This window comes from Microbacterium meiriae (genome assembly GCF_040702565.1).
Lineage (GTDB): Bacteria > Actinomycetota > Actinomycetes > Actinomycetales > Microbacteriaceae > Microbacterium > Microbacterium meiriae.
In genome coordinates this window covers 471950-494887 of sequence record NZ_JBFBLJ010000002.1, presented here as the reverse complement: position 1 = coordinate 494887, position 22938 = coordinate 471950, and the positions used below count along the sequence as shown (strand labels likewise).

The 22938-nt window shown below is 68.1% G+C and carries 21 protein-coding genes; 16 read left to right on the top strand and 5 right to left on the bottom strand.

Going from position 1 to position 22938, the window contains the following annotated elements; genetic code table 11:
- The first annotated feature begins 103 nt into the window (after positions 1 to 103).
- The 5 genes from AB0310_RS09825 to AB0310_RS09805 are packed head-to-tail and all read left to right on the top strand — an operon-like array spanning position 104 to position 5312.
- The gene (locus AB0310_RS09825; RefSeq protein ID WP_187662751.1) at positions 104 to 1687 is read left to right on the top strand and encodes an ABC transporter substrate-binding protein; all 1584 of its coding nucleotides are present in this window, start codon (positions 104 to 106) and stop codon (positions 1685 to 1687) included.
- 11 nt (positions 1688 to 1698) lie between these two features.
- Positions 1699 to 2760 (top strand): ABC transporter permease, encoded by a 1062-nt coding sequence (locus tag AB0310_RS09820; RefSeq protein ID WP_280567911.1) that lies wholly within the window; start codon positions 1699 to 1701, stop codon positions 2758 to 2760.
- Entirely contained in the window at positions 2757 to 3668 is a 912-nt protein-coding gene (locus AB0310_RS09815) for an ABC transporter permease (protein ID WP_366237134.1), read from the top strand. The genes AB0310_RS09820 and AB0310_RS09815 overlap by 4 nt, the downstream gene beginning before the upstream one ends.
- Positions 3665 to 4480 (top strand): ABC transporter ATP-binding protein, encoded by an 816-nt coding sequence (locus tag AB0310_RS09810; RefSeq protein WP_187662748.1) that lies wholly within the window; start codon positions 3665 to 3667, stop codon positions 4478 to 4480. Before AB0310_RS09815 ends, AB0310_RS09810 begins: the two co-directional genes overlap by 4 nt.
- A complete protein-coding gene (locus AB0310_RS09805) occupies positions 4473 to 5312 on the top strand; it encodes an ABC transporter ATP-binding protein (RefSeq protein WP_259952709.1) in 840 nt (279 codons plus the stop codon). Before AB0310_RS09810 ends, AB0310_RS09805 begins: the two co-directional genes overlap by 8 nt.
- Before the next feature lie 58 nt (positions 5313 to 5370).
- Here the strand turns inward: AB0310_RS09805 and AB0310_RS09800 are convergent, their stop codons facing one another.
- Entirely contained in the window at positions 5371 to 6075 is a 705-nt protein-coding gene (locus tag AB0310_RS09800) for a hypothetical protein (RefSeq protein WP_315636742.1), read from the bottom strand.
- A gap of 226 nt (positions 6076 to 6301) precedes the next feature.
- Between AB0310_RS09800 and rpsF the strand changes: the two genes are divergently transcribed.
- The 4 genes from rpsF to rplI all read left to right on the top strand — a co-directional run bounded on the left by rpsF (position 6302) and on the right by rplI (position 7969).
- Complete coding sequence (rpsF, locus tag AB0310_RS09795; RefSeq protein ID WP_021201450.1) at positions 6302 to 6670, top strand: 30S ribosomal protein S6; 369 nt, start codon at positions 6302 to 6304, stop codon at positions 6668 to 6670.
- 5 nt (positions 6671 to 6675) lie between these two features.
- A complete protein-coding gene (locus AB0310_RS09790; protein WP_025102815.1) occupies positions 6676 to 7179 on the top strand; it encodes a single-stranded DNA-binding protein in 504 nt (167 codons plus the stop codon).
- A gap of 71 nt (positions 7180 to 7250) precedes the next feature.
- Positions 7251 to 7505 carry a 30S ribosomal protein S18 gene (gene rpsR / locus AB0310_RS09785; RefSeq protein WP_017829850.1) on the top strand — a complete coding sequence of 85 codons (255 nt, stop codon included), beginning with the start codon at positions 7251 to 7253 and terminating at the stop codon, positions 7503 to 7505.
- Positions 7506 to 7516: 11 nt separating this feature from the next.
- Positions 7517 to 7969: a 50S ribosomal protein L9 gene (rplI, locus tag AB0310_RS09780; protein WP_187662744.1), complete on the top strand. Its 453-nt coding sequence runs from the start codon at positions 7517 to 7519 to the stop codon at positions 7967 to 7969.
- Between the two features lie 80 nt (positions 7970 to 8049).
- Here the strand turns inward: rplI and AB0310_RS09775 are convergent, their stop codons facing one another.
- Positions 8050 to 9744, bottom strand: a complete 1695-nt coding sequence (locus tag AB0310_RS09775) for a trypsin-like serine protease (protein ID WP_366237133.1) — start codon at positions 9742 to 9744, stop codon at positions 8050 to 8052.
- A gap of 87 nt (positions 9745 to 9831) precedes the next feature.
- On the opposite strand from AB0310_RS09775, the gene AB0310_RS09770 reads away from it, so the two are divergent.
- Together AB0310_RS09770 and AB0310_RS09765 are read left to right on the top strand one after the other, a co-directional pair.
- A complete protein-coding gene (locus AB0310_RS09770) occupies positions 9832 to 11958 on the top strand; it encodes a CapA family protein (RefSeq protein WP_366237132.1) in 2127 nt (708 codons plus the stop codon).
- Between the two features lie 16 nt (positions 11959 to 11974).
- The gene (locus tag AB0310_RS09765) at positions 11975 to 12340 is read left to right on the top strand and encodes a cupin domain-containing protein (RefSeq protein WP_062637798.1); all 366 of its coding nucleotides are present in this window, start codon (positions 11975 to 11977) and stop codon (positions 12338 to 12340) included.
- A 201-nt stretch (positions 12341 to 12541) separates the two neighbouring features.
- On the opposite strand, the gene AB0310_RS09760 is transcribed toward AB0310_RS09765, so the two are convergent.
- Positions 12542 to 14248 carry a beta strand repeat-containing protein gene (locus AB0310_RS09760; protein ID WP_366237131.1) on the bottom strand — a complete coding sequence of 569 codons (1707 nt, stop codon included), beginning with the start codon at positions 14246 to 14248 and terminating at the stop codon, positions 12542 to 12544.
- Between the two features lie 102 nt (positions 14249 to 14350).
- The gene (locus tag AB0310_RS09755; RefSeq protein ID WP_366237130.1) at positions 14351 to 15415 is read right to left on the bottom strand and encodes a hypothetical protein; all 1065 of its coding nucleotides are present in this window, start codon (positions 15413 to 15415) and stop codon (positions 14351 to 14353) included.
- A 517-nt stretch (positions 15416 to 15932) separates the two neighbouring features.
- On the opposite strand from AB0310_RS09755, the gene dnaB reads away from it, so the two are divergent.
- The 5 genes from dnaB (at position 15933) to AB0310_RS09730 (ending at position 21910) form a co-directional block, all read left to right on the top strand.
- A complete protein-coding gene (gene dnaB / locus AB0310_RS09750) occupies positions 15933 to 17306 on the top strand; it encodes a replicative DNA helicase (protein WP_268776890.1) in 1374 nt (457 codons plus the stop codon).
- Between the two features lie 108 nt (positions 17307 to 17414).
- A complete protein-coding gene (locus AB0310_RS09745) occupies positions 17415 to 19157 on the top strand; it encodes a KAP family P-loop NTPase fold protein (protein WP_366237129.1) in 1743 nt (580 codons plus the stop codon).
- A 77-nt stretch (positions 19158 to 19234) separates the two neighbouring features.
- Positions 19235 to 19912, top strand: coding sequence for a hypothetical protein (locus AB0310_RS09740; protein ID WP_366237128.1), 678 nt, complete (start codon positions 19235 to 19237; stop codon positions 19910 to 19912).
- Between the two features lie 122 nt (positions 19913 to 20034).
- Positions 20035 to 21177 carry a queuosine biosynthesis protein queC gene (locus tag AB0310_RS09735; RefSeq protein WP_366237127.1) on the top strand — a complete coding sequence of 381 codons (1143 nt, stop codon included), beginning with the start codon at positions 20035 to 20037 and terminating at the stop codon, positions 21175 to 21177.
- On the top strand, positions 21155 to 21910 hold the full coding sequence (locus tag AB0310_RS09730) for a TatD family hydrolase (protein ID WP_366237126.1): 756 nt from the start codon (positions 21155 to 21157) through the stop codon (positions 21908 to 21910). Before AB0310_RS09735 ends, AB0310_RS09730 begins: the two co-directional genes overlap by 23 nt.
- A gap of 75 nt (positions 21911 to 21985) precedes the next feature.
- Here AB0310_RS09730 and AB0310_RS09725 read toward each other — a convergent pair whose 3' ends face one another.
- Entirely contained in the window at positions 21986 to 22270 is a 285-nt protein-coding gene (locus tag AB0310_RS09725) for a helix-turn-helix domain-containing protein (protein WP_366237125.1), read from the bottom strand.
- Positions 22271 to 22938: the final 668 nt, after the last annotated feature.

Sequence of the window (22938 nt, the reverse complement as noted above, 5' to 3'; positions counted from 1 at the left end):
GCACTTGCTGGACACATCGTCGCATATGATGCGAATCTGATCCCCGGTCGTCCACATCGGTGGCGACCGGACCCGAATGTACTCCTCGCCCTTGGAGGCCCTGATGTCGTCACGCCGTATCACGCCGGTCATCGCGCTCGGAGCCGTCGCGCTCCTGGCGCTCGCAGGTTGCTCGGGAGGGAACTCGGCGAACAACTCCGAGTCGTCCCAGGGCTCCGACTCCCTCGTCATCGACACCGCGTTCTCGATCGAGACGACCGACCCGGGTCACACCTACGACCCGACCGGCAACATGATCGCGAAGGCGCTGTACGAGACCCTCGTCGACTTCGAGGGCTCCGACGTCTCCACTCCGGTCCCTGGCCTGGCGTCGTGGGAGCAGAACGACGAGGCGACCGAGTTCACCTTCACGCTCGACGGCGACCGCGTGTTCTCCGACGGCTCGCCCATCGAGGCGAAGGACGTCGTGTTCTCGCTGCAGCGCATCCAGGGCATGGCAGACGCCAAGCCCAACTTCCTGCTCGGCGGCCTGACGATCGAGGAGGTCGACGACAAGACCATCCGGTTCACCTCGGAGACCCCGCTGCTGCAGCTCCCCGCGATCCTCGCGAACCCGGCGCTCGGCATCGTCAACGCCGACGTCGTCATGGAGAACGGCGGGACCACCGACGGCTCCGACAGCGCCCAGGGCTTCCTCGACGGCGAGTCCGCCGGATCCGGCCCCTTCGTGCTGGACACGCTCGACCTCAGCTCGCAGGTCATCCTCACCCGCAACGACGAGTACAACGGCGACGAGGAGTCGGCCTACAGCCGCGTCGTCGTGCGCAACGTCTCGGAGAGCGCGACCCAGCTCGCCAACCTCAAGGGCGGCGACTCGATGGTCGCGATGGACCTCAACGGCGACCAGGTCGCGGGCCTCGGCGACGACATCAGCGTCGACTCGGTCCCTTCCGGTCAGACCATCTTCCTGCTGCTCAACCAGGGCGAGGCCGGCGGTGACCTCGCGAACGTGAAGATCGCGGAGGCCATCCGCTACGCGCTCGACTACGACGCGCTGCTCGAGCTCGCGGGCGCGGGTGCCGTGCAGGCGACCGGCGTCATCCCGCCCGGGTTCGAGGGTGCCCTCGACAGCGGCGTGGAGCAGGACCTCGACAAGGCGAAGGCCGCGCTGGAGGAGGCCGGCTACACCGGTCAGACCCTCAAGCTCCAGTTCCCGAACGACTACCCGGTGGGCGGCGTGGAGTTCACCCCGCTCGCGGAGCGCATCCAGGCGCAGCTCGAGGACGCCGGCATCGCCGTCGACCTCGCTCCTGCACCGTTCGCGACCGAGCTCGACGCGTACGTCAACGGCACCGAGGGCTTCGGCCTGTGGTTCTGGGGTCCGGACTACGCCGACTCCGCGAACTTCCTGCCCTTCGCCCCGGGTCTGAAGGTCGGCCTCCGCGCCGGCTGGGCGGCCGAGGCCAACCCGGAGATCGCGGGCATCGCCGCCGGTGCGGCCGCCGCGACCGACGCCGAGCAGCGCACCGAGGCCTTCACGGAGTTCGCCGAGGCCATGCAGGCCGAGGGCCCGTTCGTGCCGCTGATCGTCCCCGGTCGCAACATCTCCTCCGCCTCCAGCGTGTCCGGCGCCGTCTACAACTCCGTGTGGGAGATGGACATCGCCGAGATCACGCCCGCCGGCTGATCGGACGACTCATGACGACAGTGGCCGTGCAGAGGCAGGCGCAGCGGCGCCGCTCGCCTCTCGTCGGGTACCTGCTGCGGCGGGCCGGGACCTCCCTGCTCCTGTTGGTGGGCGTGACCATCGTCACGTTCGCGCTCACCAACCTGGTGCCGGGAGACCCGGTCTCGGCCGCGCTCGGCGAGGGCGCGTCGCAGAACCCCGCGACGCGCGAGGCGTTCATCACGGCGAACGGTCTCGACCAGCCACTGTTCGTGCAGTACTTCATCTATATGGGGAACCTGCTCCGCGGGGACCTCGGCACGTCGCTGGTGACCGGACGCCCGGTCACCAGCGACCTCGCCACCGCCGTGCCCGCGACGATCGAGATCGCGATCAGCGCGATCATCGTCAGCCTCGCGGTCAGCGTCGTGCTCGGCACGCTCGCCGCCTACCGCCGCGGACTCGTCACCGACCAGGTCATCCGCGTCGTCACGCTCGTCGGGCTCAGCGTCCCGACCTTCTGGCTCGCGCTGGTCAGCTTCTACGTGTTCTTCCTGGAGCTGCGCATCGCGCCGGGCTCCGGACGCATCTCGCCGTCGATCACCCCGCCGCCCCGTGTGACCGGGCTCTACACGGTCGACTACCTCCTCAACGGCGACGCGGTGGGCTTCTTCGACGCCCTCGCGCACCTCGCGCTGCCGGTTATGGTGCTCTCGCTCGTGACCATCGGACTGCTCACCCGCTTCATCCGCACCTCGGTGCTCGAGGTCCTCGGCAGCGACTACGTGCGCGCGGCCCGTGCCAAGGGCCTGCCGGCCATGCGCGTCATCCTCGACTACGTGCTCCGGGGTGCCTCGCTGCCGATCCTGACGGTGGTCGGCGTGGCCTTCGGAGCCCTGCTCTCCGGAACGGTGCTCGTCGAGTCGGTGTTCGCCTGGCCGGGGCTGGGCACGTACGCCTACAACTCCGCCGCCAATCTCGACCTGCCCGGCATCATGGGTGTCGGTCTCGTGGTCGGTGTCATCTACCTCCTCATCAACTTCATCGTGGACCTGCTCTACGGCGTGCTCGACCCGAGAGTGAGGATCGCATGAGCCGCATCGCCGCAGCGACCCCCGCCGGACGCTTCCGCTTCCGCTGGCCGCGCGCCTGGCGCACCCCGCTCGGCATCATCGGCACCGTCATCGCCGGTGCGTGGATCATCGTCGCCTTCACCGCGCAGTGGTGGGTGCCCTACCCGCCGAACGCGCAGGTGCTGCCCCGTCTGCAGTCGCCGGGCATCGACACGATCCTCGGCACCGACGGCAACGGCCGCGACATCTTCTCCCGATTGATGACCGGCGCGACGGTGAGTCTGCCGCTCGCGCTCATGCTCGTGATCGCCGCCCTCATCATCGGCACCCTCGTCGGCGCGGTCGCCGGGTACTTCGGGCGCGCCGTCGACGAGACGCTCATGCGCATCACGGACCTGTTCATGGCGTTCCCGACCGTGATCCTCGCGATGGTGGTCGCGGCCTCGCTCGGCCCCTCGCTGTTCAACGCCGTCATCGCCGCGATCGTGGTCTCGTGGCCGCAGTACGCCCGCGTCACCCGCAGCATCGTGCTCGGTCTCCGCGGACAGAACTACGTGATCGCGGGCCGCCTGCTCGGACACTCGCCGGTGCGCACCCTGTTCGTCGACATCCTCCCGAACATCGCCGGCCCGGTCCTGGTGCTCGCGACACTCGACATCGGGGCGGCGATCCTGCTGCTCTCCGGCCTCTCCTTCCTCGGCCTGGGGGCGCAGCCGCCGACGGCCGAGTGGGGGTCGATGATCTCCGGTGCGATGCAGAACTTCGACGCCTGGTGGCTCGGAGTCTTCCCCGGTCTCGCGATCCTCACGGTGGTGCTCGCGTTCAACTTCCTCGGAGACGCGATGCGCGACGTGCTCGACCCGACCGCCGAGATCGCCCACGAGAAGCAGGCGGAGCACACGGCTTCCGCGACGGGGGTGCCCTTATGACCGCGCACAGCACGGCGACGCTGAGCATCCGCGACCTCACGATCGACATCGGCCGTCCGCTGGTCAAGGGCGTGTCCCTGGAACTCGAACCGGGGCGCATCCACGGCCTCGCGGGGGAGTCCGGCTCCGGCAAGACGCTCACCTCCCTCGCCGTGCTCGGCCTGCTGCCGCGACAGGCGAAGACCGGCGGCTCGATCCTGCTCGCGGGGGAGGAGCTCGTCGGTCGCAACCGCCGGGGGCTCAACCGCATCCGCGGGAAGCGCATCGCGATGGTCTTCCAGGATCCGTCGGCCTCGCTGCACCCGCAGCTTCCGGTCGGTCGGCAGCTCACCGATCACATGCGCGTGCATCTCGGGCTCAAGGGCGCCGCTGCGCGCGAGCGGGCGGTGGAGCTGCTCCAGACCGTGCAGGTGCCGAATCCGGCCGAGGCGTTGAAGCGGTATCCGCACCAGTTCTCCGGCGGCCAGCGGCAGCGCATCGCGATCGCGTGCGCCCTCGCGTGCGATCCGGAGGTGCTGCTCGCGGACGAGCCGACGACCGCCCTCGACGTGACGGTGCAGGCCGGCATCCTGAAGCTGCTGCGCGACCTCGCGATCGAGCGGAACCTCGCCGTCCTGCTCGTGACCCACGACCTGGGCGTGATGAGCGCGATCGCCGACACGGTCGCCGTCATGAAGGACGGTCGCATCGTGGAGCTCGCCGACCGGGAGACGCTGTTCCGCGCTCCGCAGCACGAGTACACCCGCATGCTGCTCGCGGCCCTGCCGGGATCGCGCATCGATGAGAGCCCGGAGGAGGCCGCGGATGAGTGAGGTCAGCGTCCTCGACGCGCGCGACGTGGTGGTGCGGTATCCGGGCACCCCGCCCGTGATCGCGGTGAACGGCGTCTCGCTGAGTGTCGCGGCGGGAGAGACGGTCGCCCTCGTGGGCGAGTCCGGCAGCGGCAAGTCGAGCCTGGCCCGCGCTGTCGTCGGCATCGAGAAGACCGCCGGCGGGACGGTGTCGTTCCGCGGAGCCCCCGTCGCGCCGCTGGGGATCCGTCGTCGTGACACGGCGCTCACGGGCATCCAGATGGTCTTCCAGGACCCGGCGACCTCGCTGAACCCGCGCCGGCGGATCGGCGACCAGATCTCCGACGGCATCGCGACCGCCCGCGCGCGCGGTGCCGCCGGTTCCACCGTGGAGGAGTGGCTGGAGCGGGTCGGACTGCCCGCTGAGGTGCGCACCCGCTTCCCGCATCAGTTCTCCGGTGGCCAGAAGCAGCGCATCGCGATCGCCCGAGCGCTCGCCGCGCGGCCCTCGCTGCTCGTCGCCGATGAGCCGATCTCCGCGCTCGACGCGTCCACCCAGACGAGTGTCGCGGGGCTCATGCGCGACCTCGTGGCCGAGTCCGGCGCCGGGATGCTCTTCATCTCCCACGATCTCGCCGTCGTGCGCCGCATCGCCGACCGCACGTTCGTGATGTTCGGCGGGAGGGTGCTCGAATCAGGGCCGACCGCTGAGCTCTGGGCGGCGCCGCGGCACCCCTACACGCAGGCGCTGCTCGCCGCGATCCCGGAGCCGGACGGCACCGGCCGCATCCCCGATGCCCCCTCCGCCGACGACCGCGCGGTCTGGGCCGAGGTGCCTCCCGTCGCCTACTGAGGCCTGATACGGCGAAGGGCCGGAGCATGCACCCCGGCCCTTCGCGTGTCTCGTGCGATCAGAGCGGCGCGACGATGTCCTGCTTCACGTCCCACTCGGTGATCTCGAGCGCGACGTCGACCGACTGCCCCTGGACGGTCGCGGAGCTGGTCGAGGCGAGGTTGACGTAGTCCTCGGTGACCTCGAACACGACCTCGACGGGCGTGCCCGCCTGCTCGACGGTGCCGCTGACGAGGTAGACCTTCTGGCCGAGGCGCTCGCCGGTGCCGGTCACGGTGAAGTCACCCGTGATGGCCTTCGCCGTCTCGGCGGGGTCCATCGCGGTGACGTCCTTCGCGGTGGTGCTGAGGCCCGCGATGATCGGGTCGCTCGACGACGGGTCGGCGGTCTGCCAGTCGCTCGACGGCGACTTCACCCAGACGTCGTCGCCGATCGCGACGATCGAGCCCATCGGGGAGAGCGACTCCAGCGCCTTCTCGGACGGGTTGAAGCGCGTGGTGGACTCCATGCCCATCACGACGGTCTTGGCGGCGTAGCCGGCAGTGTCGGTCATGGCCTCGGCGATGCAGGCGCCGAGGGCAGAGCCGTCGACGGTGGCGCCGTCGGTGAGCTCGGGGCAGTCGGTGGACGGCGCTTCGGCCTCCTGCGACGCGGCCCCGCTCGGCTTCGACTCGGCCGGCTTGTCCGACGCTCCCGCCGAGCATCCGGTGAGCATGACGGCGGCGGCGAGCACGACGCCGACCCCCCACTTGTTGACGCGCATGGCGCCCCCCTCCAGGTCACGTGCTGATGACCGTCACCAGGCACGCCCTCCAGCATGCCAAGGACCGAGCGGATGTGCGGGAGGCGGTTCCGAGGAAACTCCGCTAGACTGTCGAGGTTGTCTGCCTTGCGGCGTCCATTCGGGATTCCACGGGCGGGCACGTGCACACACCCTCCTGCTCCCGGGAAAGCCCCGAGAGCCGTTCTAGTCCGAAGGAGGTGGGTAAGTGACGCACCAGTACGAACTCATGGTCATTCTGACCCCCGAGATCGACGAGCGCCAGGTCGCCCCGACGCTCGACAAGTTCCTGAAGGTCATCACCAACGATGGTGGCTCTATCGAGAACGTCGACATCTGGGGCAAGCGCCGTCTCGCCTACGAGATCCAGAAGAAGACCGAGGGCATCTACGCCGTCGTCAACTTCACCGCGACCAGCGCCGCCACGCAGGAGCTCGACCGTCAGCTCAAGCTGAACGAGCAGATCATGCGCACCAAGGTGCTCCGCGCTGAAGAGGCTCAGGCGATGATCGCTTCCGAGGCCAAGCGCTCCGAAGAGAAGGCTGCCCGCAAGGCCGCCAAGGCTGCGAAGGCCTAAGTCTCATGGCCGGCGAAACCGTCATCACCGTGGTGGGCAACCTCACCGCCGACCCCGAGCTGCGCTACACGCAGAACGGGCTGCCGGTGGCGAACTTCACCATCGCATCGACGCCTCGCAACTTCGACCGTGCCGCGAACGAGTGGAAGGACGGCGAAGCGCTGTTCCTCCGCGCCTCGGTGTGGCGTGAGTTCGCCGAGCACGTGGCGGGCTCGCTCACCAAGGGCATGCGCGTGATCGCGCAGGGTCGTCTGCGCCAGCGTTCCTACCAGGACCGCGAGGGCAACCAGCGCACCGCGATCGAGCTGGAGGTCGACGAGATCGGCCCCTCGCTGCGGTACGCGACCGCGCAGGTCACCCGTGCGGCCTCGGGCGGTGGCGGCGGGGGACAGTCCCGTCCCGCGCAGCAGCAGCAGGTGTCGGAGGAGCCGTGGTCCACACCCGGCTCGTCGACCAGCGCCGACGCCTGGAGCACTCCGGGCAGCTTCGGCGACGACACCCCCTTCTGAAAACACTTCTTCACGGGTGGGTCCCTGAGCTCGTCGAAGGGCCGCACCCCGCTCATCACTAAGGAAAAACTATGGCTGGAAAGTCGAGCGGCGACCGCCGCAAGCCGCGGAAGGGTGGCAAGCCCACCGCTCCCGCGAAGTCCATCCGGGTCGGTGTCATCGATTACAAGGATGTCGCCACCCTTCGCAAGTTCGTCTCGGAGCGCGGCAAGATCCGCGCCCGTCGTATCACCGGTGTCTCGGTGCAGGAGCAGCGTCTGATCGCCACGGCGATCAAGAACGCGCGCGAAATGGCGCTCCTGCCCTACGCTGGCGCCGGCCGGTAAGGGGTATCGAGATGGCAAAGCTGATTCTCACGAACGAGGTCGCCGGGCTCGGTAGCGCCGGTGACGTGGTCGAGGTCAAGAACGGGTACGCCCGCAACTTCCTCATCCCGCAGGGCTTCGCTACGGCGTGGACCCGCGGTGGCGAAAAGCAGGTCGCATCGATCCAGGCCGCGCGTCAGGCACGCGCGATCCACGACCGCGACGAGGCTGTGGCCCTGAAGAACACCCTCGAGGGCACCAAGGTGCGCCTCGCGGTGAAGGCCGGCAAGGAAGGCCGTCTGTTCGGCTCGGTGAAGACCGCCGACGTCGCAGAGGCCGTCACGGCTGCGGGCCTCGGCTCGATCGACAAGCGCAAGGTGCACATCACCTCGCCCATCAAGGCGACCGGTGAGCACGAGGCGACCGTGCGTCTGCACGAGGACGTCACTGCCGTCATCACGCTGCAGGTCGTCGCCGCCAAGTAAGGCACCCGACGGGCCCTGCCTGTCGAACAGAACGCCCCCTGTCCTCCGGGACAGGGGGCGTTTCTGCGTCCGGACGCGGGTCAGGCGGCGGGGGTGCTGCCTGATTCCGTGGTCTGGTCGATGAGGTGATGCCTCCGTCGACGCTGCGCGACGAGCGCCCACGCCAACGCCACGATGCCGAGGCCGAACACCGCACCGCCGACGAGGAGCGGGACGTTCAGCGGCTCCTCGCCACGGGCAGCGGCGGCGAGGGTGCACCCGGGAGCGTCCGCGTCGAACACCGAACCGGCCGCGATGCAGTCGTTCAGCACGGTGACCTGACGGGCATAGGCCTGATCGGTGTGGACGCTGATCTTCCCGTCCGCCCCCACCTCGCACGGGTTGTCCTCCGTGCACTTCTCCCCGTCGGTGTTGCTCGAACTGTTCACCCCGACGATGGTCTTCCCGTCGGCGGCGACGAGGGCTGCCCCGGAGGTGCCGTGGTAGGTCTCGCAGTCCTCGTCCTTCGCCAGTCGCAGCGAGTCGTAGAGCTCATACTCGCCTTCGCGCAGGGTGGGGACGACCGTCTCGACGGTGCAGGTGAAGCCCTCATCCGCCTGCAGGGTGACCACGTCTCCGATCTTCGGCGGCGCGGCGGCGATGTCCAGGACGGTGACGCCCTGCGATTCGAGGTCGGCGTAGGAGGCGTCGAGCCGATAGAGCGCGAGATCGGTGCCGGTCATGGTGGCGAACAGCAGCCGCTCGGTCCTCGACGTGGTCAGGAGGTACCCCTTCTCGTCCTTGAACGGGACCGAGGAGTCCGATGATCGGTCGAGCTCGAATGCTCCAGGCTGCGGGATGTCTCGAGACGGATCCACGGCCGGGGTGCAGTGCCCGTTGGTGAGGAGGAGGGCATGGTCCTCGTCCGTCGACGCCGCGGCTCTGACGATGGAGGACGCGCAGGGCCCGACGCCCGGGTAGCCGGCGAGGGGGTCATGGGGCACGACGTCATCGGGAATCGACTCGTACGTCGACATGACGGTCCGGATCCAGTCGGCGTGCGCGGTCACGTCGGTGAAGAGGCCGCTGACCTCCGGGTTCTGGTCTTCGCTGCCGGTGAGTATGCCGGCGAGGGCCCACCCTCCGTTCACGCGGACGAGCAGCGGCCCCCCGGAGTCTGCGTTTCCGGTCTTGCCGTCGCCGTCGCCGGCGCACATCTCGCTGGCTCGTTCGATGGTAGGGCAGTCGGCGTTGTCGAGGACTCGCGCGTCGAACTCCTTCAGCATCGTCGGGTAGTGGGATTGTTCGCCCGGACTCGCGTCATTACCCCAACCGAGAAAACGCACCGCCGTGCCGACCTTCGGCCGCGCCGACGCGAGAGGGATCGGCGTCTGCGACACCGGCTCGTCGAAGCGCAACAGCATGAGGTCTTCACCGAACACGGGCTCGGTACCCCCGGGGAGGCGGAAGAACCGGCTCACCGTGGCGACCTCACCGCCTTCCGTCACGTCGGCGGAACCGAACTGGACCGTCCATCCCTTCGGCCTTCCCGTGCTGACGAGGTTGTTCTTGCGGCAGTGCGCGGCGGTGAGGCCCCAGTTCGCGTCGATCAGGGTGACGCCGCAGCCGTTGCCTCCCGGCCCCGGCGTCTTCGGGTAGCCGGGCTTGTAGGCGCCCATGAAGGGGTAGGGCTCCGTCGCGTCGCTGCCGTCGCTGATCGCGAGCGCGGGCGTCGTGCCCGCGAGGACCAGGAGCGAGGCGAGCACGGCGGCGACGAGGTGTCTGATGCGTGTCATGCGAAGGACCGTACGGACGGGGATGTTGCAGGACTGTCGCCGGATTCGCATACGCTCTCGCAACATCCGGTGGGGTGGGCTGGTGTCATGACCGCAGCGACGACATCGCGCGCGCCCTGGGGCGATGCCGCGAAGGGGCTGCTGATCGTCCTCGTGGTGTTCTGGCACGTCGTGCTGAAGACCTACCTGCAGGTCGACTGGCGGCTCGGCATCCCCCTTCCCGGAGCCTGGGGTCTCGCGAGCGATCTCATCTGGCCGTTCCTCATGCCGCTGTTCCTGTTCCTGTCCGGATACTTCGCCTCCGCAGCGTTGGCTCGACCGTGGGCGGCCGTGCTCCGTCCGCGCGTGGGCCGCTTCCTCTACCTCTATCTCCTCTGGAGCCTCATCCATGCCGCCGCGATGTGGGCGTTCCCCGACTTCCCGACGTTCGTACCGAGGAGTGTCTCCGCGTTCGTGGAGGGGGTGACGATCAGCCCGCCGAACACCTGGTACCTCTACGCCCTCGCGCTGTACTTCGTCGTCGCGAAGGGATTGCAGCGACTGCCGCGCGGCGTCCTGCTGGCGGGTTCCGGAGTCCTCTCGGTGGCGGTGGCCGCCGGGCTGGTCGATGTGGTGAGCAACCGCGGATCGCTCCTCTACAACCTCTTCTTCTTCCTCGGAGGTGCGTACCTCGCACCGCGCATCCGTCGCTTCACCGCTCGTCCGCGACCAGCACTCGCCGGGGCCCTGATCCTCGGGTACCTCGCCGCCTACGCCGTCATGCGCGTGACGGGTACGGAGACCGTTCCCGGGGTGTGGCCGGCGGTGTCCGTCCTCGGGGTGGCGATGGGACTCGCCGTCGCCCCGATCCTCGCGGGCCTCCCTCTGGTCGGGCGGGGCCTGCAGGCGCTCGGCGTCCGGACCCTGCCGATCTACCTCCTGCACATGCCGCTGCTCGCGCTCGCCGACGCCGCGCTCGGGGGGGTCCTGTCCGACGCGGGGCAAGCCGTGCAGCTGCTCGCGGCCGTCCTGCTCCCGGTCGTGCTCACGGCGGGTCTCGTCGCCGCGTGCATCGGCCTCGATCGCCTCACCGCTCGCGATGGACTCGCCTGGCTGTGGGATCTGCCTCGTCGGCGAGCCGCGGTCGACGGCGCGCCTCGCAGAGTCCCCTGGCGGACCCCGGTCGCGATGCTGGCACTGCTGGGGGTCGGCCTCGCCGTCAGCGCGGCAGCGGCGATTCCCGCCCGGCCGGCCGCGACCGCCGACCGCGCCGCCACCAACGAGGGCGAGGTCAGCATCGGCGCCGTCGGCGACATCCTGCTGTACGACGCGTCGCGCGGGATCCCGGTGGATCGCGGACGATCGACCTTCGACGCCGTGCGCCCGTGGTTCACCGAAGACATCGTCACCGGCAACCTCGAGCAGGTGATCGCGGCCGACACCGGCGTCGACAAGTGCGGCGGGAGCGACCACTGCCTCGCGTTCCGCAGCGAGCCGGATGCCGCTGCGGCGCTGCGCGGCTTCGACGTGCTCAATCAGGCGAACAACCACAGTCACGACTTCGGCCGGGAGGGCGTCGACGAGACGAGGGCCGTTCTGCGCGCGGAGGGCATGGACGCCGTCGGGGACCGGAACGAGGTCGTCGTGACGAGGGTGGGGGAGACCACCGTGGCCCTGGTCGGCTTCGCGCCGTACAGGGGATTCAACCGGGTCACCGACCTCCGTCACGTCGGTCAGGTGGTGCGCGCGGCGGCGGAGCAGGCCGATCTCGTCGTCGTCCACGCGCACATGGGCGCCGAGGGACCGGAGGCGGACGCGGTCACCGGGGGGACCGAGCTCAGCTTCGGGGAGAACCGGGGCGATCCGCAGGCGTTCGCGCACGCGGCCGTCGACGCCGGGGCCGATCTGGTGGTCGGGCACGGTCCGCACGTTGTCCGGGGTGCGGAGTTCTACCGTGGCCGGCTCATCGCGTACAGCCTGGGCAACTTCGCGGGAGGGGGCGTCTTCGGGGCCGAGGAGGAGACGCGCTTCGGCGCCTACCTGTCGGTCCGTCTCCGCGCAGACGGAACGTATCTCGGCGGACAGGTCCGCTCGATCGTCTTGGAGGCCGACGGCGGCGCCCCGGCGCCCGATCCGACCGGTCGGGCCGGCGCCCTGATGGACGAGCGCGGCCGACGGGACTTCCCGGGCAGTGCCGCCGTCGTCGACGCCGACGGGTTGATCGCCCCGCCGTGAGGATAGGCTGCTGGCCATGACGGACGACGTTCGCAATGTGCACGAGGCCCTGTCCACCATCCACGAGCACTGGCAGCCGCACCGGCTGACGAGCGTCAACGACTACGACGTCAAGGTCGTGAAGCTGCAGGGCGAGTTCGTCTGGCACACGCATCCCGAGACCGACGAGCTGTTCTTCGTGGTGAGCGGGCGCCTGACGATCCAGCTCCGCGACCGCGACGTCGTCCTGAACCCGAACGACGTGTTCGTCGTTCCTCGGGGGGTCGAGCATTGCCCGAAAGCCGAGGAAGAGGTGCAGGCAATCCTCTTCGAGCCGAAGGGCACGGTCAATACCGGAGACGCAGGCGGCGACATGACGGCGGAGCTCCAGGAGCTCGGCTAACCACCACATCCCGCGCGCTTCGCCGAACGGGCGCACGGATGCCCCGCGGTGGGGGGACCACGGGGCATCCGCCGTTTGCGCGACGGTCACGCTCGGCAGAGGAAGCGCAGCGAGGGCTGCACCGCACGGGCGGACGCTGCCGCGCACCGGCGGGGGCGAGTCTCCTCCCCCGAGGACATCGCCACCGCCGGGGCTCAGCGCCTACGCCGTGCGACGGCGCAGCAGGCCCGCACCTCCCAGCAGCAGGAGAGCGGCGAGGGCCCACAGCCACGGGGCCGAGGCACCACCGGTCATCGCGAGACCGGTGGCCTCACCCGTCGCGGCGGCACCCGCAGCCCACGGCATGCTGGTCATGTCGGCTCCGGTGCTCGGCGTCGTTCCCGGGTTCGCTCCGGGGTCGGTTCCGGGGTTGGTGCCGGGGTCCGTGCCCGGGTCGGTGCCCGGGTCGGTGCCCGGGTCCGTTCCGGGATCAGTGCCCGGGTCCGTGCCCGGATCGGTGCCCGGGTTCGTGCCGGGATCGGTCACCGTGCTCTCGCCGACGACGGAGATCGCGTTCCCGCCGATCGTGATGGGAAGCGTCACCGGGAGCTCCAGCTGAGTCCCGCCGAGGACGCTGTCGTCGCCGCCGGTGGTGCTCCCTCCGGTCGCGGGTGCGGTCGGGGACGTGGCGCCGCCAGCGGTGCCGGTGACGGTGGCGTCGTCGGTGACGGAGATGGCGTTGCCGGTGACGCCGACGGGGGCGGTCACGGGCGCGACCACCTGGGTGCCGCCGAGGATGCTGTCGTCACCGCCGGTGGTGCTGCCTCCGGTCGCGGGTGCGGTCGGGGCCGTGGCGCCGCCGGTGGTGCCGGTGGCCTCGCTGTCACCGAGGAGCGAGATGGCGTTGCCGCCGACGGTGACGGGGGCCGTCACCGGGGCGACGACCTGGGTGCCGCTCGCGGTGCCGTCCTCGCCCGAGGTGCTCGACCCGGCCGCGGGCGCAGCCGGTGCCGGGCTGGTGCCGCCGGAGGTGCCGGTGGCCTCGCTGTCGCCGAGGAGCGAGATGGCGTTGCCGCCGACGGTGACAGGCGCCGTCACGGGTGCCACGGCCTGCGTGCCCCCGAGGATGCTGTCGTCACCGCCGGTGGTGCTGCCTCCGGCCGCGGGTGCGGTCGGGGCCGCGGTGCCGCCGGTGGTGCCGGTGGCCTCGCTGTCGCCGAGGAGCGAGATGGCGTTGCCGCTCACGGTGACGGGGGCCGTCACCGGGGCGACGACCTGGGTGCCGCTCGCGGTGCCGTCCTCGCCCGAGGTGCTCGACCCGGTCGCCGGGGCAGGCGCCGGTGCTGCGGCGCTCTCTCCCTCAGCGGCCGACTCGGAGTCACCGAGCAGCGAGATGGCGTTGTCGGACACGGTCACCGGGGCGTTGACCGCCACCAGAGCCTGCGTGCCCGAGAGCACGCCATCCAGGCCGTCCGTGTCGAGGGAGAGCACCCCGGCCGCGTCAGGGGCCTGGGGAGCCGCGCTCTGGGGAGGAGCGGCGGCCGGGGTGCTGGTCGTGGAGTCTTCGGTGAGGCTGATCGCGTTGTCCGTCACCGTGACGGGGAGGTTCACGGTCACCACGGCTTGGGTGCCGGATGCGGTGCCCTCCTCGCCGCTCGTCTGCGGAGCGGGGGCGGACGCCGGTGCGGGAGCCGGAGCAGGGGCGGGAGCCGGGGCCGGAGCCGGCGCGGTGGATGCCGCGTCGCCGAGCACGGAGATCGCGTTGTCGACGACCGTGATCGGGGCGGTGATGGGCGCTACTGCCTGGGTGCCGGAGAGGAAGCCGTCGTCTCCGGATGTCTCGGCCGCATTGGCGGCCGTCGCGCCGAGCAGGGTGATCCCGCCGGCGATGAGCGTGCCCCAGAGGACGCGCTTCGCGTAGGTACGCATGATGGTTCTCCTGACGTGACTGGTCTGTCTGATGGGATGCGCGCGAGGAAGTGCGCGCGCAGCACGGCATCTGTCATCCCGGTGGGATGACGCGACAGTCCGTCAGTCAGGCGAGACGTCGGTGTCGGCGACGGGTGCGCCCGGAAGGGCGTCGTCCCGTGCGCCGGCGGCCCGCTCCCAGGCACGGAGCGGGGTCGCGCCGATCTCGCTGAGGCGAGCGGGGGCGCTGGCGGAACCTCCGGCCGAGGTGGCGGAGGAAGAGGCGGGGGCGGTCGGAGCGGCCGGAGGAGCACCGAACGGCACCGGAGCGGTGTCACCGGCACCGGCGTCCGAGGAGTCGGGTGCGGAGACCGGACCTGCGAAGGAAGCCACGGTGCGGAGCACAGAGTCCTGGCCCGTGCTCGGCGAGGCCGACGGTGCGGGAGCAGGCTCGGGAAGCGCGGCGATGTCCTCGCGCACAGGGGGGACGCCCATGGGGACGGAGCCCTCCGGGGTCTGCGGTGCAGCCGGCTCATGTGGCGTGAGCACCTCGACGACCGGCGGAACGGTCTCTTCGACGACGCCGCCGATCAGGCTGGTCGTGCCGTCGACGACACCGACGACGTTCTCGACCAGGTCGATGGCGCCGGAGTCCACGACGATGCCGCCGACCAGCGGAAGGCCGCCGACGAGGTCGAGCACGGGCGCGGTGATCTGCGAGACCGGTGCAGAGCCGAGCACGTCGGTCACGGGCTCGACGACCGTCTCGGTGGTCTCGGCGACCGCCTCGAGCACCGGAGCCGCAGTGTCTCCGACGACCGGGACCTGCGTCACCGTTTCGGTAACCGTCTCGACGACGGCGGGAGCCGCCTCCTGGACGGGAGCAACGGTGTGGGTCACGACGGGAGCGACGACCTCCTGCACGACGGGGGCCACGACCTCCTGGACCACCGGCGTCGCCACCTGCTTCACCACCGGAGCCACGACGTTGTTCACGACCGGCTTCGTCACGGCGGTGACCGTCTCCGACACGACGGAGGTGAGGCCGTCGAGCGGACCCTTCGGCTCCTCGGCCGCATGCGCGGAGCCCCCACCGGTGAGGACGGTCAGGGCCGCCCAGGCGAGCACGCCGACGCCACCCCAGAGGACGGCGTTGGGTACGCCGCGTCGGGTGGTCCGAGCGTCCACGTGGTCCTCCCCCTCCGAAAAGTCTACGGGTGTGTCGATGGGAGGGAGAATACTCGCGCACCCCCTCTCTGTCCAGGGGCGTTTACATCCGATTCGTCTCGTGTCAGATCGTGACGCGCCCGGCGGATTTCCGGCTTGACTTTCCCCAGGTTCTACACATGCCCCCTCCCGAGGGGAAACCTTCAACGCGCAATTTAAACTCGTTTTCATCCACAGGCTGGGGAAACGATTTATGCCTGGTCGGCTGGTAGAAAAAACTTCGCTCTTCACACCGTCCACCGGGTTATCCACACCCGTTCTGCACAGACACTCCGAGATTGTCCGCACGCTGTCCACATGGTTATCCACAGGCCGTGTTGCACCGTGTGGAGACCGCTCATAGCGTGGTCGAGCGACCGAATGTCGGGGGCACCTGCTTGTCTGGGGATGGCCGCCGCGCGGCCGCGGTCCCCCGCACCGGCATCCGCGGATGCGAGCGCGGGGCCCGCCTCAGAACCGTCGCATCGAAGGGAACACAGTGTCGATCGCCGACATCTCCGCGGAGCGCCTGGGAGGGCAGCGTCCGCCCGAGCGCACCCCTCCGCACGACCTCCTCGCCGAGCAGAGCGCCCTGGGCGGCATGCTCCTGTCGAAGGACGCCGTCGCCGATGTGATCGAGACGCTCAAGGGCGCCGACTTCTACATCCCGAAGCACGAGCTCATCTTCGAGGCCATCCTCTCCCTCTACTCCCACGGTGAGCCGACCGACGTCGTCGCCGTCACCGACGAGCTCATCAAGACCGGTGAGCTGAACAAGGCGGGCGGCGCGGACTACCTGCACACCCTTACGTCGATCGTCCCGACCGCGGCCAACGCCGGCTACTACGCGGGCATCGTCTCCGAGCGAGCGATCCTCCGCCGCCTCGTCGACGCCGGGACGCGCATCGTCCAGCTCGGCTACGACGGCCAGGGCGACGCGACCGACATCGTCAACAACGCGCAGGCGGAGATCTACTCGGTCACCGGCTCGGAGACGGCCGAGGACTACGTACCGCTCACCGTCGCGGTCGATGCCGCCGTCGAGGAGATCGAGGCGGCCAACGGCCGCGACGGTTCCATGACCGGCATCCCCACCGGCTTCCGCGAGCTCGACGAGCTCACCAACGGCCTGCACGGCGGCCAGATGATCGTCGTCGCCGCGCGACCCGCGATGGGTAAGTCCACGCTCGCCCTCGACTTCGCCCGTGCGGCCTCGATCGGGCACGACTTCCCCTCGATCTTCTTCTCGCTCGAGATGGGCAAGAGCGAGATCGCGATGCGTCTGCTCAGCGCCGAGGGGGCGATCCCGCTGCAGAACATGCGCAAGGGAACGCTCGACCCGCGGGACTGGACGACGGTCGCCGCCACCCGCGGCCGCATCAACGACGCCCCGCTCTACATCGACGACAGCCCGAACATGACGCTCGTCGAGATCCGGGCGAAGTGCCGACGGCTGAAGCAGCGGGCCGGTCTGCGGATGGTCATCATCGACTATCTCCAGCTCATGACATCCGGCAAGCGCGTCGAGTCCCGTCAGCAGGAGGTCTCGGAGTTCTCCCGAAGCCTCAAGCTCATCGCCAAGGAGCTGCAGGTGCCGGTCATCGCGCTGTCGCAGCTGAACCGTGGTCCCGAGCAGCGACAGGACAAGAAGCCCGCCATCAGCGACCTGCGAGAGTCCGGATCGATCGAGCAGGACGCCGACATGGTCATCCTCTTGCACCGCGACTCGGTCTACGACAAGGACGTCCGTCCCGGCGAGGCCGACCTCATCGTGGCCAAGCACCGTAACGGTCCGACCGCGACCATCACGGTCGCCTTCCAGGGGCACTACTCCCGGTTCGCCGACATGGCCCCGGGCGGCGACTTCAACTGAGTGTAGGTTCCGCGTGAAGATGACAAATTCCACCGCTACTTGTCAGTCACTTGGCAGTACTGCCAAGTGCAGTGGCAGCTGATTCAACCGCGACCGAGGGGACGGGTGGTGACGGAGTCGATCTATCTGTTCGATGACAACCCTGCGACGCAGGATCTGACTGGGTTGAGTGCGGTTGCGGTTGCGATCGCAGATGTTGCTGTGGATGACCGGTTCGAGACGCTCACGGTTGGCCTTAACTCTCCCTGGGGCGGGGGCAAGAGCACCGCGCTCAACCTAATCGAAGCGGAACTGCGACGCCGAGACGACGTTGTCGTGGTCGTAATTGATCCGTGGGAGTTCGTTGACTCCGGAGATCCGCGCGGCACACTGATCAACCGTGTTCTGGAGGGCATCGCGGCAGAGTTGTCCGCGGAGCGCCTCGCAGAGCGACAGGGCGGTCCGGCGAAGCTCGCGGGGGTGGCCTCTGACCTGGTCGAAAAACTGAACGACCTCCGCAAGCGCGTCTCCTGGAGCAAAGTCGCTCAGGTCGCGATCACCTCCGCCGTGACTCTGACACCGAACATCGCGGGTTTGGTCGATGCGCTTACGCCCGAGCCGGCCGCGACGCCGGCCGCGAAGGGGATGCGCGACTTTCGTGCTGACTTCGGAACCTTGCTCGCTGGACTGGGTGACGGATGGCGTGTCGTCGTGCTCATCGACGACCTCGATCGCTCGCTCCCCGAAGATGTGCTCGGCGCGCTTGAAGCGATCAAGCTCTTCTTGAGTGTGAAGGGGATGTCCTTCGTCATCGCTGCGGACGATGACTTCATCCGCGAGAGCCTTCGCGACGCCCTTGATCGCAGTGGCGGAAGTCGAGGCCGTTTCGCGGACCGCTACACCGAGAAGATCGTTCAGTTGCCTTTCACGCTGCCGCGAATGTCGTCGCCAGACGCCGTCGCTTACCTCGCAGCGCTTTTTGTGGAGGCGGACGCGGGAAAGGAATGTGCTGGGGCCGTCGCAGAGAAAGCTGCCATGCGACGCGTCAAGGGCGAGGTGCCCTACGTCGCAGCAAACCTTCACGAGTCCTTCCCGACGGAGGCGCACATCCGGCTGGCGAACCAGATCGTGCGCGGAATGAGTACTTCACGTCGCGAAACACCGCGGCAGCTCAAGCGGTTCCTCAATAATTTCGCTGTGCGCGCCCAGATGCTTGGCGCCCAGTTCGAGGGGTTCCCAGTCGAGATCCTGATGAAGCTCTGGCTACTCGAGCAGAACCACCCCTTTCATTTCAGGGAACTGGTCGGAACGAGCGAAACACAGAGGACACACCTTCTCGACGGGTGGGAGAGCGGGCAGATCGTCGTGCCGGCCGAGATAACCGCGTGGGCAAACGAAGCGCCGAAGGCGTCTGACGTCGCAGGATGGGTCGACCGGTACGTTTCTTTCGCAACGGCCACAGTCGCAACACTCCAGTCCGCTGCGGTGCTAGACGACGATCAGAGTTCCCTTCTCGCGCAACTCACCGACTCCAGCGTTCTTATCAGAACCGAAGCCGTCAACAGGCTCACGACGATGCCGTCCAGTGGCGATGAGGATGTCGCGCGTCACCTTGCAACGGCGATCATCGGAGACCGCTCCTCTGAGGCTCTGGAGTCGCTGCAGGCGTTGAGCGTGAAGCGACCCGATCTCCGTCCGATAATGAGCACGGTGCTACTGGACGAGTTCGTTTTAAACGCCCTCGACGCGGAGCATGTCCCGTGGCTGACCGCATCGTTCCCTGAGTTGGTGGCGGCGCTTCGCGCTCGGCCCGGTGCCACACCTGAACTGCTGGCGGCGATCGACGAAGAGTCCGATGGGGTGTCCCTCTGATGGGCACATCGGGAGCATTCGGCGGATCCGGAGCATGGTCGGGCACGGTTGACTCGCTATACGACGCGGCTGACGCATTGAACATCTCGCCCGCAGCACCGATTGCAGGTGGCGTGATGACCGCGCTCGGCAAGTCGCTGTCTCGAGGTGACCAGAAGGGCAAGTCCTACAAGGTTCAGGATCTTCTTCGTGGCCGAAGTCGCGATGGATCCTCTAGCTCCGGAGATGGCCGTGACAGCGGCGGGGCTCCGTTCTCACGTCAGGCCGCGCGCGGATCGTTGGTGCTGGACGCGCTGGTTTCGATACAGCAGGGAGACGTTCCTCATCTCGTCGAGTACGGCGTCGACTTTTCCGTGCTTGAGGGGCTCAGCGGCGTCCGGCTATTCACCGAACTCATCGCGCTCGTCTTGGGCCCGGCGTCGCACCCAGACGATGCCGCACTTCAGCAGGCTCTCCTTGCCACCATGCGATCCACGGAACAGGGCGCTGACGCATCCCTCGCGGACACGGTAGGGCGCTTCGTGACTGAGCTCGCGTGGAAGACCACGCTCGTGCAGCTCTCCGCGAGCGAACGTCGTGTCTCGGTGGTGCGAAGTGCGCTCGTGCAATTGGAGCAGAAGGTCCGCACCTACATCGGTGGCAAAGTCAAACAGATCGCAGGGCAGCTCGTGAACGCCACGCCCCAGGCGGTGGCTGACTTCGCGTCTTCGCTCGCTGCAAAAGCATGCCGCGTGTTCGGCAAGGGGGACGGCTGATGGTAACGCGCCGAATCGAAGTGCATCCGGCGGGAGTTTCGCCCGCTGGCGCGGACCTCGCATTTGCATGGTCGACGAAAGATATGTCGAGCGCGGACCTCGCGGCGACTATGAGCTGGGACTTGGAAGAGTTCGCCTCTGCGCCAGCGGTCGCGCGCGACTTGTTTAGGATCGCGGCAGCCGCGTATCTCGCCGACACGGCAACTGCGAAGCCCGGGGTCTCGCTGCACCGCAACTTCGAGCTCACCGTCCATGTCGAGGATCCCTCCTCATGGGATGGGAACCCGATCTCCGACTTCGCTGACATTCTCCATTGGTTGACAGGCGATGCGTGGAGCATCATTCTGAAACCGGCCAGCGCGCAACTGCCATTGGCGGTTTCGGAGCCGGCTACGCGAGTGCAGCTGCTTTCGGGCGGTCTGGACTCCTTGTGCGGTGCCGTGGTCGGTCTTCGAGAGACTGAGGTTGGCATACGATTCGTTGGCCACCGAGATGCGTCCAAGGCGGTGAGACACGCGCAGAACGTAATCGCCGAAGCGATCGGCGACCGCCCGTACGACAGATACGAGCTCTACATCCGTGACTCCAAGCGCCGCAAGAACCACGGTCCGCGCTCTCGCTCACTGATGTTCATGGCTCTCGGGGTAATGACTGCGGCCGCACACTCAGCGCCCGAGCTCTGGGTTCCGGAGAACGGGTTCACCAGCATCAACCCGCCGCTCGATGCAGGCCGAGGAGGTGCGTTGACTACCCGATCCACGCACCCGTACACATTCAACCTGTTGTCGAGCTTGCTAGCCGCCCTTGAGATCGACGTCGTGGTTATCAATCCCTTCACGAATCTAACGAAGGGTGAGTTGGTCGCCGCCGCACTCCCTGAATTGATGTCCGACCAGTACCGGGACTCAGCCACGGAGTCGTTCTCGTGCGCGAAAGGGGGGACTCAGTTTCACCACGGTGACTCCAACCACAACTGCGGCCTCTGTGTCGCCTGCGTTGTCCGGCGCGCAGCATTTCTCGGCGCAGGGGTTCATGACCCGACCCCCTACGACAGTGAGCTGTTGCTTGATGCGAATCTGGCCGGCCTTATCAAGCAACGTTGGCGCGACGTCATCAGCTTGCGCGACGTTTTCGCCTACGGGATCGACGAGAATGCCATTCTCAGTGCGACGGTCTGGCCACCTGGCACCGACCTCGACGCGGTTCTGAAGTTGGTTAATCGCGGTCTGGAAGAGTTGAGACATGTTCCCCTTCCCGCTCCTTGACTGCCACGCCCATATCGCACCCGACGTGACGGAGGCGCAGACCCGCACACTGGACGGCGCGCAGGTGTTTGCTATGACGCGGAGCCTTGATGAGTTTGACGCGGCGATCGAGAACCCTCAGGCGGGGTTGCTCTGGGGTATCGGCACGCATCCCGGGGTGCCCGCTGCTTTGACCCAATGGTCGGAGCACCGCTTTCAGGAAGCGGTGAGTCGCTCGGTACTGGTCGGCGAAGTCGGGCTTGACCGACGGGGTGATGCTTCACGGCAGCGTGAGATCCTCGTCGGCGTCCTTCGTAGCGCCTCACCGGCGTTGATTTCCATCCACTCGACGGGACGTGCGAAGCAAGTCGTGGACCTCGTTGAGAAGCACCCACACCCCGGCGTGATCCTCCACTGGTTCACTGGTGATCGGGACGACGCGGCCCGCGCTGCCGCTGCAGGCTGCTTCTTCTCGATCAACGCAGCGATGTCCGACGAACAGATGACCGCCCTACCACTTGACCGAGTCATACCAGAGACAGACTTTCCTTCCTTGCGCTCCCGCACCCAGGCCCGAGCGCCCGGCGACATCGTCGCACTGGAGAAGACGGTTGCCAGGCTCACCAAACAGCCACTACTCGAAGTGAGGCTTCGCTGGTACCGAAACCTCGCGGTGCTCGCGGAGCGCGCAGACGTACGGCACAGGTTGCCGTCGGAACTCCAGCGACTAGTTTCGATCGCCCGCGAAGTGTAGCGAGCGACGCGACGCTTACAGCTCAATGCCCGGTCACGCGGAGACGACCGGCGAGGGAGCTCACGCAGTGCTTGACTAGCGTGCGCGAAGATCCGGAGGAGCGTCAGGAATTAACTCATCCACGGAAACGGCGAGTACTTGAGCCATCGCGATCAGCGTACGAAGCGTGGGATTCGCTGGGTTGCCAGGCCTCGACTCGCCCTTCTCATACTTCTGATAGGTGTAGCGGGTGAGCCCGGAGCGGTAGGCGACCTCTTCTTGGCTGAGGCCGGCGCGCTCGCGCACGGAACGAAGCGTGGTCGCGAAGCGCTGGGAGTAGAGGCGCCACTCCCGCTCAGTCGCTTCGTTCCGACGGGTCACATTCTCAGCGTGCTGAAGGTGGAGCCGCGGTATGGCCTAATCGGTATGGCATAATTTGGGAGGTCATACGAAACAATCCTTGCTCTCCGGATTTCCTCCGCTGCTCCTGCACGTGTGCTGCCCTTCTCGACGACAGCCGGTCGCATCTCGGGAGAGGCCCGTGCGTGCGATCGTGATTGAGATGGTGGCGGTGGGACCCGATTCCAACCCGATCTGGTGGAGAGGAATCGGCTCGCCGGCTCCTGCATCTTGGGCGTACGTCTTCGAGGACTTCACCGGCGACGACACGGCGGAGTCGTGGGCTCTCGCCGCGGCGGTCTTCGTCGCTCAGACCCGTCGACGGACGGGACTGAGTCCGACATTCGCGGAGCTGTTCGCTCACCTCCTACCGGACACGTGCGGGCTACCGGCTCCCTTTCCGCCAGGCCTGGAGTTCATGGAGCGGCGTCGTGCCATCTCGGGGTTTCGTGGGCATGTGGCGATCGAGTGGCGGCGTCGCAACATGATCGCGTGGGATTCCGGAGTGACGCGAAGCTTGCGTGTGGGGCGAGCGTTCAGAGAGCTCTCTCGCGCGAGGAACAAGAGTGGCAGGGGGCGTGAAGATCGCGATGTCTGACGCCAACAGCAGACTCGACGTCGATGTGGTTAAAGGGTAGGTCACGCTAGGG